The sequence below is a fragment of the Hyphomicrobium sp. D-2 genome, from assembly GCF_029872155.1.
Classification (GTDB): Bacteria; Pseudomonadota; Alphaproteobacteria; order Rhizobiales; family Hyphomicrobiaceae; genus Hyphomicrobium_A.
In genome coordinates, this window is record NZ_JARXLA010000002.1 from 101,309 (window position 1) to 114,000 (window position 12,692).

A 12,692-nucleotide genomic window follows, 5' to 3' on the forward strand; every position below is an offset into this window, starting at 1 on the left:
CTGAAATGCCCGGTGCCTATGTGAGTGCCGAGATGATGGTGCGAAGGCTCAGGATCACGACCACGCAGCCGACCAGGATCATCAAGGCTTTGTCCGGCAACACCTTGGTTGCGTAAGCGGCGAAGGGCGCTGCGATGATGCCGCCGATGATCAGACCGGCAATGATGGGCCACAGGTCGAGGCCGATGGTCATGATGAAGGTGGCTGAGATCGTCAGTGTGACGAAAAACTCGGCGAGATTGACCGAGCCGATCGCATAGCGCGGTTTTGTGCCCTGGCCGATCAGCGTCGAGGTGACAATCGGGCCCCAGCCGCCGCCGCCGATGGAATCGAACAGGCCGCCAAAGAAACCCAGCGGGATGACCCGTGACGGTTCTGCGCCCTCCGACGGGCGGCTCGCAACCGCTTTCCAGACGATCAGCACGCCCAACAGCAGCAGGTAGGCGCTGATGAATGGTCTGATTGTGTCACCATCAATATTGGTGAGAACGAAGGCTCCAAGCGCGCCGCCGATCATGCCCGGCACTGCAAGGCGGACCAGAAGCTTGCGATCGACGTTGCCGAGTTTCCAGTGGGCCGTGCCCGAAACTGCGGTGGTGAAAGTTTCAGCCGCGTGCACGCAGGCGCTGGTGGTGGCCGGCGGCACACCCATGCTTAGCAGCACCGAGGAGGACGTAACGCCATAGGCCATGCCGATAGCACCATCCACCATCTGCGCGGCGAAGCCGACGGCGACAAACAGTAGAAAGTCTTCCCACATGCGGCGAAACTAACCTTTAAATGATCGATAGAGCGACGGATTAATCCATATAACGGACGCTGCGGCCACAATAAAAGGAGCCGTCTCCGGCTCCTTTTTACTCATCTCGTCTGATCAGATGTCGATCTTTACCTGCACGCCGGCGGACTGCAGCAGCAACGCTGCTTCGTTGGCGCGGCGCTGGAATTCGCGGCGGTCTTCGTCGCTTTCGCCCAGATCGCGGCACAGACCGCGCGTCAGCAATTCGCGCGTCAGATGGAATGCGCCTTCATTGCTTGCTTCGCCCGCAGTCGCGGCGGTGATCACGCCACCGGCAACACTGGCGCCCGTCAGCGCATCGACGATCAGGAACACGCCCGTCGGCTGATTGTCGGCGAACGTGTCGACGGCAACCGGCCTGCCAAGCGTGATGGAAGCGTTGGCGATGTCGTTGACTTCAACGGTCGTCGCCGGCTGCACGGCCAGCGATTCCAGATCCAGCAGCGACGACACCGTGATGTCGGCAATCGGCGCCAGATCGGTTCCGGTGCGCAGGAGATAGCCGTTGGCGTTGTCGAACGGCGTCTCCCACAGCCAGATGATGCGGGCTTCGATCTGGCCGGCCACGATGGGCAGCGCGCTATCGGCGGCTGAAATGACCGCGCCGCGTGCAACGTCGATGTCGGTGTCGAGCTGGATGGCGACGGCTTGGCCCTGACGCGCGATTTCCAGATCGTGGTCCATGGTGGCGATGCGCAGCACGTGTGCGCTCTGGCCACTCAACACGTCTGTCACGCGGTCGCCAACGCTGACATAACCAGATGCAACAGTGCCAGCGAGACCGCGGAAATCGACGCCATCGCGCAGCACGGTCTGCACCGGCAGCCGGAAGGGACCACGCGGGGCAACATCACGCGCCTGCGTCTTCTCAAGGTATTCCAGCAGATGCGGGCCAGAATACCACGGCATGTGCTCCGACTGATGGGCGATGTTGTCACCCGTTACGGCGGAGACGGGAACCGCGATCGCATCACGGAAGCCGAAGCGCAGCGTCAGTTTGCGGAAATCGGCTTCGATGGCGCGGAACTTTTCCTGCGACCAGTCAACCAGATCCATCTTGTTGACGGCCAGGATGACGCGACGCACGCCAACGATGTCGAGAATGGCCGCATGGCGCCGGGTCTGGCGCTTCACGCCATGGCGCGCATCGACAAGCATGATAGCAACGTCGGCATGGGAGGCACCCGACGCCATGTTGCGCGTATACTGCTCGTGGCCGGGGCTGTCGATGACGACGAAGCGGCGCTTGTCGGTATCGAAGTATCGCCATGCGATATCAATCGTAATGCCTTGCTCGCGCTCAGCAACGAGACCGTCGAGCAGCAGTGAATAATCGGGCTGACCGCTGGCGGTGGTGGACTTGTCGATCAGCGCGCGCTGATCGTCGGAAAGGTCGGATGCATCATAGAGCAGGCGCCCGATGAGCGTTGACTTGCCGTCATCAACCGAGCCGCAGGTCAGAAGATGCAGGATGCCGTCCAGCTCCTGTTTGAGGGCAGGCGCAGTGGCTTCGCGCCGGATAGCAGTGACCGCTGTCATCAGAAGTAGCCTTCCTGCTTCTTGCGCTCCATCGCGCCGGTTTGGTCATGGTCGATAAGCCGGCCCTGGCGTTCCGATGTGCGGGCGCCAAGTGTTTCGGTTACGACGCTTTCAAGATCGTTTGCGGTCGAGGCTACGGCGGCGGTCAACGGCCAGCAGCCCAGAGTGCGGAACCGCACGCTGCGCAGTTCGGGAACTTCGTCGGGCTGCAGCGGCAGGCGGTCGTCATCGATGACGAGCAACTGACCATTGCGCACGATGGTGGGACGCTCGGCCGCGAAATAGAGCGGCACAACGTCGAGGTTTTCGCGGGCGATGTAACGCCACACGTCGCGTTCGGTCCAGTTCGACATCGGGAACACGCGCACCGTTTCGCCGGGGCCGAGGCGACCGTTCAGCAGGTTCCACATTTCGGGGCGCTGGCGGCGCGGATCCCAGCGGTGACCGGGCGAGCGGAACGAGAACACGCGCTCTTTCGCGCGCGAGCTTTCTTCATCGCGGCGTGCGCCGCCGAAGGCTGCGTCGAAGCCGTATTTGTCCAGCGCCTGCTTCAGCGGCTGTGTTTTCATCACGTCGGTGTAGACGGATGGCGAGTGATCGTACGGATTGACGCCCCGCTTCAGCCCGTCCTCATTCGTGTGCACGATGAGATCGAGATTGAAATCACGCACCGTCTTGTCACGGAACGTGATCATGTCGCGAAACTTCCACTTGGTGTCGATGTGCAGCAATGGAAACGGCAGCTTCTGCGGCCAGAACGCCTTGCGGGCGAGGTGCAGCAGAACGGTCGAGTCCTTGCCGATCGAATACATCAGCACCGGCTTGCGGAACTGAGCCGCAGCCTCGCGGAAAATGTGGATCGCTTCTGCTTCGAGCAGATCAAGGTGCGAAAATTGCGCGCTCATGCGGCGGCATCCTTTTGGCGGGGGCGATTGTGCAGGCCGCACTCTTTACCGTCTTCGTTCTCCCACCACCAGCGTCCTGCGCGAATGTCCTCGCCGGGGCGGATGGCGCGCGTGCAGGGCTGGCAGCCGATGGAAGGGAAGCCGCGGTCGTGCAGCGGGTTGATCGGGATGGCGTTGTTGGCCACGAAAGATTCCAGGCGCTCCAGGCTCCAGTCCGCAAGCGGGTTAAGCTTGACCAGACCGTCCGTTGCGTCCCAGGCCGCAAAGGGCACATGGGCGCGACCGGAGGACTGTTCACGCCGCAGGCCCGTCACCCAACCGGTGGCGCCGTTCAGTGCGCGCTTCAGCGGCCGCACCTTGCGCACGTCACAGCAGGCCTTGCGGTTCTCGATGGCCATGCGGAAGCCATAGATGCCGTCGCGGGCAACCAGCTCTTCAACTTCGTGCGCCTCCGGGAACATCACACGGATCTTGAGGCCGTAGACATTCTCGCTGGCTTCGAGGGTGTCGAGCGTTTCGGGGAAGTGGCGGCCGGTATCCAGAGTAAAGACATCAATGTTGGCGCCGCTGCGGGCGATGCCATGCAGAACGGCCTGATCCTCGATGCCAAGACTGGTAGAGAAAGTGATGCGGCCGGGAACGGAGCGGGTGATCTCGAGCAGCCGCTCTTCAAGGCTGTCGATCTCACTCAGGCGTTGGTCAAGCGCATCTGCTTCGGCCACCCAGTCATAGGGTGTCGAAGTCGGCGAAGGCTGGCGGATGGCGCGGGGCGAAGCGTTGGCGGCGCCCGCTTTCGAGGTTTTCGTCGGCATAGTGGTCCCTAAATCCTCAAGGCCGAACGTAGTGGAAACCTTATTCTACTTAAAGCTATAGTCAGAAATAAAAATAGTATCACATTCCCCATCACCCGGAGGGGTGGAATTTTTTGCCAATCCGAGGCTTGGGGGAACGCTGTCCCGGAAGGCCGAGAGCCAACCGCGTGCGGCTCGCCATGGTGAGCCGCCGAGAGGCGCCGGAAAGCCATTCCGCGCGGGCTGGGCGCGATCGCCCCGAGCGCACTTGTGGACAGCCGCCTTTATAGCGTCCGGCATTCCTATTCGCAGTCAAATCGTCGCCGATGATTCGTCTGTCGATTCGCTCGTTTTTTCTGTCGGCGGAAATGATCCACAGCATGTGGATAAACGAATCAGTGCCGCTGCAATACGTCAGTTCGCGAGCTCAATTTGCAAAGACGGATTCATTCGGAGAGCTGTGCCCAAGTTGATCCAGATGAAAATGTGGGGATGAAATAATAACCCATAAAACCCATGAAAACCAATGACTTGTTCTGTGTGATTTAATGTGGACATCCCCGTGACATTCCTGCTGCAAGTGCTTTGCGGGAACAAACGAACTAGCGGGCAGGTTAACAAATGGTATTCTTCACGTGCTTCGCGACGTCGCCTGCCATGAAGAGGGCTCTTCCATGGGTTGGCGAAGTTCGGAGGCGTAAAAGCAAACGTTTGAGAAAGTAGCGGGGTACCACAATGGGGGATTCTTCAGAGCGTCCGGATTTTCCGCAGTTCGAGCCTATGGCCGACATGTCGAGAGAACGGGCCGAAGAAGCCGGTGTCGAAGTCTTCGAGGTCGTCGGATCTATTAAATGGTTCGATGCATCAAAGGGTTATGGCTTTATCGTGCCCGACAACGGGTTGGCCGACATCCTGCTGCACGTCACCTGCCTCCGCGCCGGTGGTTACCAGACAGCCTACGAAGGTGCCCGGGTTCACGCTGAGATCCTGCGCCGTCCCAAGGGAATGCAGGCATTCCGCATCCTTAGCATGGACGAGAGCACTGCGATTCATCCCTCGCAGCTTCCGCAGCGTACACACGTTATCGTTACGCCCGAGAGTGACTGGGAGCGGGCCATGGTAAAGTGGTTTAATAGGGTACGAGGCTTCGGCTTCCTGACGCGTGGCGAAGGAACGCCGGACGTCTTCGTACATATGGAAACACTGCGGCGCTTCGGCTTCACCGAGCTGCGTCCGGGTCAAATGGTCATGGTTCGCTGGGGTCACGGCTGTAAGGGCTGCATGGCTGCCGAACTGAGACCGGATGGTCAGCCGGGGCTGCCGCCAACGCACTGATAAGGGCGATGGCAAAATTGCAAATTCATCAGAGCAGGGCTGCCCGTGGGGCGGCCCTGTTTGTTATGGCGCTTGGCACGGCGGCGAGTGTTGCTGTGGCCGATGTGCAGATGCGTGTCGAAAAGCTCTGGCTGCTGCCGGCGGATGGTCGTGAGCTGGCCATCGACGTCGAGATTGCGGACGATCCCAAGCAGAAGGCGCTTGGCCTCATGTTCCGCACCGAGCTGGCGGACAACAAGGGGATGCTGTTCCCCTATGGTGAGCCGCGCGAGATCAGCATGTGGATGCGCAACACGTACATCCCGCTGGATATGCTGTTCATTAAGCCGGATGGCGTCATCCATCGCATCGAGGTGCGTACCGAACCTCTGTCCGAGCGCATCGTCGCTTCCGGTGGGCCGGTCTCGGCTGTGCTTGAGCTGGCGGGTGGAGCAACGCAGCGGCTGGGTATCAAGGCAGGCGATCGGGTTCGCCATCCCAGCTTTTCATCAGCCGCCCCGGAAAACTGAAACGCCACCGTCTGTTAGTTGAAGAGGCCAGTTCGCAAGGCGGATCAGCCGCCACTCAGTACTGACGAGCACCGGTGGCATGTAAGGCGCGGATGACTGTTGCGAATCGGTCACGTCGGTAATGGGCGCGCACAACCGGACGGCCCTTCGGCATTGACTCATGTGCCCCCCACAGGCGCAGATGCAGGGGTGATGTTCAAGGGAACGCGGTGAGGCGATACGCTAAAACCGCGGCTGCGCCCGCAACTGTAATCGGCGAGCTTTTCCGCATACGCCACTGGCGGCTCTCATGGAGCTGCTGGGAAGGCCGGATAAAGCGCCAGAGCCGAGAGCCAGGAGACCTGACGTCACAAGTCGCCCTTTGCCGTGCGGGCCGCGCGGTAGAACGGACACCCGTAGTGGCGACTGATGTGCGACCGTAGGGAAGCTACGTCAGGTTTGTCGTTCTACGGTGTCATTTCCTGACACCAGCTGTTTAGCCAGCGCCATCGGTGCGCATCACGGCGCGGAGCTGTGGTGTATCGCTGTGTGCGGTAGAGTTGCGTTCCGGCGTGTTTCCCTCGGTTTGGTTTGCGTAACTGGGGGTAGTGTTGTGTCCAAGCGTTCGGCGTTCCGCGCGTTCCATCCATCCATAAGTGTTTCGTTCGGTGCCCTGGCTGCGGCCACCGCATTCATGCTGGGAACGGCCGACGCCAATGCGCAGTCGGCGGCGGCTCCAGCCGATGAGCTGCCTGCGCTCGTTGTCGAGCCAGCGGCCAAAAAGAAAAAAGCTCAGGTCGCCAAGAAAAAGAGCGCGCCCGCTTCGGCTGCCGCCCCTGTTGCTGTGGCTGCGGAGCCGCCCCAGACCGCAACGGCAACGGCAACGGCAACCGCAGAATCAAGCGCATCGCCGCTCTATGCCGATCCCGGACCCGGTGTGAATCTTGATGTGCCGAACACCACAGGCAGCCGCTTAGGCCTGACGCCGCTCGAAACGCCTGCAAGCGTCAGCATCATCTCGGGCCAGACCGCCCGCGAGCGCGGGCAGCACACGATCACTGAAGCCGTTACGCAGAACGCGCCGGGCATCACGATCGCTACGATCCTGGTACTGGGCACAGCCTTCACGGCGCGCGGCTTCGTGGGCAACAATTCGATCACGCGGCTTTACGATGGCACGCGCCTTTATCCGGGCACGGGCGGCACCACATCGTTCCCGTTCAACATGTGGTCCGTCGAGCGCGTCGAAGTTCTGCACGGCCCCGCGTCCATTCTTTACGGCGACGGAGCCATCGGCGGCGCCATCAATGTTGTGCCCAAAAAGCCTATCGTTGGCGCGCAGGTCAACGAGGCGCAGGTCTATTACGACAGCAACAACACACGGCGCGCGTCTGTCGACAGCGGCGGCTCGCTTACCGATGCGGTGGCCTATCGCTTTGCGCTCAGCAAGGAAGCGTCGGACGGCTGGGTCGACAACGGCGACTCCGAAAACTTCAACGCCTATGGCGCCCTGCGCATGCAGGTTTCAGACGACCTCGTGCTCTCGGTCTCGCACGATTACGCTGAACGCGAGCCGATGCAGTATTTCGGCGTTCCCTATCGAGATGGCGTGTTCGACAAGAGCATCAAGGACAAGAACTACAACATCGCTAACTCGCTGGCCGAGTTCCGCGACGAGTGGACTCAGTTCAAGGCCGAATGGCAAGCAACAGAAGGTATCACTGTTCGCAACGTCGCCTATCGTCTGGGCAGCCGGCGCGAGTTCCGCAACGTTGAGGACTACGTGTGGGACACTGCAAACAATCAGATCGACCGGTTCGGCGGGCTGCATATCCGGCAGAAGCAAAACCAGATCGGCAATCGGCTTGACGCCACTGTCCGCAGCAACTTCCTCGGCTTCGGCAACGAGACTGTGGTTGGCTTTGACGTAAACAAGGGCACATTCGACTACGCGAATTACAGCGCCGGGGGTATTCCGAGCGTGAACCCTTTCAACCCCAATCCAGGTCTGTTCCCGAACCCGCACACGCTCGTGCCGCGGTTCGAATCCGAACTCATGCAGCGCTCGTTCTTCCTGGAGGATCGCCTTGAGCTCAATCGTTACGTTACCGTTGTTGGCGGCGCGCGGTGGGACACGACGACGTTGACGCGTGAAGACCTAGCGAATGCCAACAATGGCTTTGAGAGCGACTTCAACTCGTTCAACTGGCGCGCTGGCGTAGTGGTGACGCCGGTTGAGGGCTTGGCAATTTACGGTCAGTATGCCGTCGGCGCTGATCCTCTGGACGTGCCGCTGCTCGACTATGCAAAAAACATCTCCAACCTCAAGCAGACGACCGGCACCCAGTACGAGATTGGTATCAAACAATCGCTCTTCGGCGGCGCGGTTGAATGGTCGCTGGCAGCTTATGAAATCGTGAAGAATGACATGTTGATCCGCGGGATCACGCCGGCATTCACTCCGACGTTGCACCAGATTGGTCAGCAGTCGTCGCGCGGCATTGAAGCTACGTTCGGCGCGGAACTTGGCAGCGGATGGCGACTGGATGCGAACGGCGCTCTGCTCGACGCCAAATACGATGAGTTTGCTTACCCCGAAATCGATTGGGTCAATTTTGTTGCTCGAATGGTCGACTACTCGGGTAAGAAGGCAATCATTGTGCCTCGCGAAACCGCGAACATCTGGCTAACCTGGGCGTTCGCTCCGGGCTGGCAGGTTGGCGGCGGCATCCAGTATGTTGGCAGCAGCTACGAAAACTTCGCCAATACGCTAGAGCGGCCTGCCTACACAATCGCGAACGCAGCTCTGCAGTGGAAGCCTACCGCAGCGGCGACACTGGATTTCCAGGTGACCAATCTGTTCGATAAAACCTATGCATCGTACTATCGAACCGATCCGTCGGTCGCGACAGGCAACGATATCCAGGGCTTTGTCGCGCCGCCGCGCACGTTTGCGGTATCGCTCGGCTACAAGTTCTGATCCGTCGATCCGCGGACGCACTTTCGCACAGCGCCGCAGCAAGAGTTGAGACTTGAGACTGGCAACCTATTCTCTGGTTCAATTGCTGCGGCGCGGGCTTTTCTGGAGCCATCGCTGGCTCGGGGTACTCACATGCCTGCTATGCGCCATGTGGTTCTTCTCCGGCCTAGTGATGCTGTACGTGCCGTATCCCGCATGGCGTGATGCGGAACGCCTGACGGCATTGCCTAGGCTCGATGCCGACAAAATCAACGTCACGCCGGGTGAGGCACTCGCAGCCGTCAATCTGGCCTGGGTGCCAACCGTGTTCCGCCTCGAAATGTGGGGCGATGAACCGGTCTATCGCATTGTCGATTTTGGCAAGCCCACCTCCGTCTCCGCGTTGGATGGCCGGTTGATCGCCAGCGTTGATGCCAATGCTGCCGCCGAGCGGCTAGAGCGCGTTTTTCCCGATAGCCCGGTCAGTCACGCCCGCACAATTCAGCAGGATCAATGGACGGTCTCCGGGTTGTTCTCACCGCATCGCCCGTTGCACCTGTTCGAACTTGCGGATGGTCGCGGTACTGAAATTTATGTCTCGTCCAAAACCGGCGAGATCGTTCAGAACACCAGCCGCAGCGAGCGCATCTGGAATTGGCTCGGCTCGGTGCCGCACTGGATTTATTTCACCGTCATCAGAAGCGATCCGCCGCTGTGGCGTCAGGTCATCATGTGGACGGCGGGGCCGGCCGCCATCGGTGCCGTGCTCGGCATCTGGATCGGTGTGCTGCGCATGCGGTTGCGTAAGCGCTACGCCTCGGGACGGATCACGCCCTATCGTGGCTGGATGCGATGGCATCATCTCAGTGGACTTGTCGGTGGTGTGTTTGTGGTCACTTGGCTGGTCAGCGGATGGCTGTCAGTATCGCCGCTTGGGTTGATCGGCGGCCTGAGCATCGGCCCCGACGATCTCGCCCGTTATTATGGCGCGGGGCGGCCTGCGTTCGCGGCGACATTGCCGACGCTGCGCGCGGCAGTTGGCGCGCACACTAAGGAGCTGTCGTTCTCATGGGTCGAAGGCGCGCCCATCATCATCGCCGATGATGGCGCTGCAAGGCGGGTGCTGGCCGGCAGCGGCGAAGCGGCGGATCTTGCCGAGCAGCGTCTGACGGCGGCGGCGGCTGTCGTGATGCCGGGAGCTAATATCGCGGCAGTCCAGCGCTTGGATGCGCCGGATCTCTATTGGTTTTCGCACCTTGCCCAGCGGCCATTGCCGGCGCTGCGCGTCATGTTTGACGATCCGGCGTCCACATGGCTGATGATCGACCTGACCACCGGGCGCATCGTTGGCGCGCTGGCGCAGGGCGACCGGGTCTATCGGTGGCTGTTCGGCTTCGCGCATCAGTATGATCTGCCGTGGCTGCTGGAGCGCCCGCTGCTCCGTCAGACGCTGATCTGGTTGCTTTCGATGCTGGGCATGGCGGTGTCTCTCACCGGCGTGGTGCTGGCATACCGCATGTTTCGGCTGCGCTGACACTGCCGCCATCTCAAGCCTGCACGCATCCCATCGCGGCGCGTTGCGGCCAGCGCGCCGCCGATCAAACGGGCCAATGATCTTTTAACGGTGTTGGGCCTTGATCGTGCGCATAGCCTGCGGCCAGCATTGTCGGCTACGGACTGATTGCTCGGCGCTCGCACTCCATGCCTGCAACAGCCTCTGATGGGGTTGGTGGTGTGCGGCGTCCTGTAGTTCGGCCTGATCCCTGAAGGAGCACCATATGGCAGCGGGCGAAGCCTGGAGCATGGATTATGTGAAGCGCCAGCTTGAAGCGGCGCTGCTCAATCCGATCCGCGCCTTCAAACCCCGCTACCTGCCGTTGCTGATGGTCTACTTCGCCTATGGCGCGCTGGGGCTGATCGCTGTTGCCGAAGCCTTCTGGGTCAAGAAGGCACTCACCCTCAGCCCCGCCGAACTCGCTGCGCTCAGCGTCTGGATCACGCTGCCGTGGACGGTGAAGATGGTGTTCGGCGAACTCGTCGATGCCGTGCCTATTTTCGGCTCGCAACGGCGAATTTATGTTTTCATCGGCGCGGCATTCATAGCATCGGGCATGCTGCTGCTGGCGGGTGCGTCGGGCGGCTGGCTCACCTTTGCCAGCCCGGAAAACCTGTACCGGCTGGGTGCGTTTGTCAGCGTGCTCGGCGTTGTCATTCAGGATGTCGTCGCCGATGCGATGAGCACGGAGGTTGTCGACCGCAATAATCCCGATGGCACGCCGCGCCCGAAGGCAGATATCGATCGCGATCTCGGCATGGTTCAGGTGCTGGGGCGGCTTGCGCTGTCGTTTGGCATGTTCTGCGTCGCCGGGCTCGCGGGCTGGATCGCCAGCATCTATTCGTATGAAAGCGTGTTTCTCGCCGGGCTCATCATTCCCGCCATATCGGTCAGCGGTGCGCTGTTGATTTCGCTGCGGCCGGTTGAGCGGCGGCCTATCGACTGGCGCATCCTCGGCGGTGGCATCGTGTTCGGCGTTTTCGTGCTGACGCTGGCGGGGGCTTCGGTGCCGTTCAATCAGGAAATCGTGTTCGCGGTCTCGATGGCGGTCATATGTTCGATGCTGTGGCGCGTGGTGCGTCAGCTCGATCCCGAAACACAGCGCACGATCTTTTTTGCTGCGCTGATCATTTTCATTTACCGCGCCATGCCGCTGGCCGGGCAGGGCTACACCTGGTTCGTCATCGATGTGCTGGGCTTCGATGAAGCGTTCCAGGGCACGCTGGCGCAGATCGGCGCCGCCCTTGCACTGCTCGGCATGTGGCTGTTCTCCGATGCGATCACGCGCCGTCCGGTAGCGCAGGTGCTGCTTTGGCTCACCGTTATCACCACGCTGCTGTCGCTGCCGGCATTCGGCCTCACGCTTGGTCTTGCCGATTGGACCGAGCGTGTGTTCGGTTTCGGCGCGCGCACCATCGCCATAATCGATGCGGCGACGACATCACCTTTCGCGCAGCTCAGCATGATACCGTTGCTGACGCTGATCGCGATCTATGCGCCAGCGGGACATCGCGCAACATGGTTCGCGCTGATGGCGTCGCTGATGAACCTCGCGCTCGTCGCTGGCGCGCTGCAGACGAAATACCTCAACGAGATATTCGTCATCACGCGCGGCCAATACGACAACTTGCCGTACATCGTCGGCATCAGTCTGGTGATGGGCTTCGTCATTCCCATTGCTGCGATCTTTGCGTTCGGCAGACGCCTGAAGTGAGACGATTAAGCTGCACGGCAGTTGGCTAAAATTGGATGCGTTAAGCGTTGGATGCCGGTGCGTGTGGGCGTCAATGACCTGGTGACACTTCGCGCGCACTCTCATCATTCAGCGGCGCAATAGTCGGCGCGTAACGGGAGAGCTTGCAGCATGAAAGCGACAACCACCTGGATCCTGATCGCCGATGGCGCCCATGCGCGCCTGTTTGCAAATCGCGGCCCCGGTAAAGGCATCGAGCAGATCGAAGTCATCAACGGCGATGATCGTCCGGACAGTGAACTCGTGCGCGACAAGCTGGGGCGCACGCATGAGTCCGTCGGCGTTTCGCGCCACGCAATCACGCCGCGTGTTGATCCGCACCGCGAGTTGAAGCGTGCGTTCGCGCAGCATCTTGGCAAGGTGCTGGACCAGGGGCTGTCGAAGGATGCCTATGACCGGCTGGTGCTGGTGGCGCCACCGGCAGCGCTGGGAGATCTGCGCGAGGTGCTGTCCGAGCCGGTCAAGCACAAGGTCTATGCCGAGCTCGACAAGGATCTGGTGAAGGTGCCCACCAAGGCGTTGCCGGAACACCTGGGTGCGGTGATGCCGATCTGAGGCATCCTTCCCG

The 12,692-nt window shown here is 60.9% G+C and carries 10 protein-coding genes and 1 riboswitch; of the genes, 6 read left to right on the forward strand and 4 right to left on the reverse strand.

Annotated features, from left to right (window positions below; translation table 11 throughout):
* Positions 1-16: 16 nt before the first annotated feature.
* The 4 genes from QEZ49_RS02360 to QEZ49_RS02375 all read right to left on the reverse strand — a co-directional run bounded on the left by QEZ49_RS02360 (position 17) and on the right by QEZ49_RS02375 (position 4,055).
* Positions 17-760 (reverse strand): sulfite exporter TauE/SafE family protein, encoded by a 744-nt coding sequence (locus tag QEZ49_RS02360; RefSeq protein ID WP_280383863.1) that lies wholly within the window; start codon positions 758-760, stop codon positions 17-19.
* Positions 761-874: 114 nt separating this feature from the next.
* On the reverse strand, positions 875-2,338 hold the full coding sequence (locus QEZ49_RS02365; RefSeq protein WP_068461285.1) for a GTP-binding protein: 1,464 nt from the start codon (positions 2,336-2,338) through the stop codon (positions 875-877).
* Positions 2,338-3,243, reverse strand: coding sequence for a sulfate adenylyltransferase subunit CysD (cysD, locus tag QEZ49_RS02370; RefSeq protein WP_068461287.1), 906 nt, complete (start codon positions 3,241-3,243; stop codon positions 2,338-2,340). The genes QEZ49_RS02365 and cysD overlap by 1 nt, the downstream gene beginning before the upstream one ends.
* The gene (locus QEZ49_RS02375) at positions 3,240-4,055 is read right to left on the reverse strand and encodes a phosphoadenylyl-sulfate reductase (protein ID WP_280383867.1); all 816 of its coding nucleotides are present in this window, start codon (positions 4,053-4,055) and stop codon (positions 3,240-3,242) included. Before QEZ49_RS02375 ends, cysD begins: the two co-directional genes overlap by 4 nt.
* Before the next feature lie 759 nt (positions 4,056-4,814).
* Here QEZ49_RS02375 and QEZ49_RS02380 point away from each other — a divergent pair.
* The 6 genes from QEZ49_RS02380 (at position 4,815) to QEZ49_RS02405 (ending at position 12,679) form a co-directional block, all read left to right on the forward strand.
* Positions 4,815-5,369 carry a cold-shock protein gene (locus QEZ49_RS02380; RefSeq protein WP_157066678.1) on the forward strand — a complete coding sequence of 185 codons (555 nt, stop codon included), beginning with the start codon at positions 4,815-4,817 and terminating at the stop codon, positions 5,367-5,369.
* 8 nt (positions 5,370-5,377) lie between these two features.
* Positions 5,378-5,878, forward strand: coding sequence for a DUF192 domain-containing protein (locus QEZ49_RS02385; RefSeq protein WP_280383869.1), 501 nt, complete (start codon positions 5,378-5,380; stop codon positions 5,876-5,878).
* 176 nt (positions 5,879-6,054) lie between these two features.
* A riboswitch (cobalamin riboswitch) is annotated at positions 6,055-6,242 on the forward strand.
* A 228-nt stretch (positions 6,243-6,470) separates the two neighbouring features.
* Positions 6,471-8,837 (forward strand): TonB-dependent receptor, encoded by a 2,367-nt coding sequence (locus QEZ49_RS02390; protein ID WP_280383871.1) that lies wholly within the window; start codon positions 6,471-6,473, stop codon positions 8,835-8,837.
* Between the two features lie 52 nt (positions 8,838-8,889).
* On the forward strand, positions 8,890-10,350 hold the full coding sequence (locus QEZ49_RS02395) for a PepSY domain-containing protein (protein WP_280383872.1): 1,461 nt from the start codon (positions 8,890-8,892) through the stop codon (positions 10,348-10,350).
* A 244-nt stretch (positions 10,351-10,594) separates the two neighbouring features.
* Positions 10,595-12,085 carry a hypothetical protein gene (locus QEZ49_RS02400; protein WP_280383874.1) on the forward strand — a complete coding sequence of 497 codons (1,491 nt, stop codon included), beginning with the start codon at positions 10,595-10,597 and terminating at the stop codon, positions 12,083-12,085.
* A 150-nt stretch (positions 12,086-12,235) separates the two neighbouring features.
* Entirely contained in the window at positions 12,236-12,679 is a 444-nt protein-coding gene (locus tag QEZ49_RS02405) for a host attachment protein (protein WP_280383876.1), read from the forward strand.
* Positions 12,680-12,692: the final 13 nt, after the last annotated feature.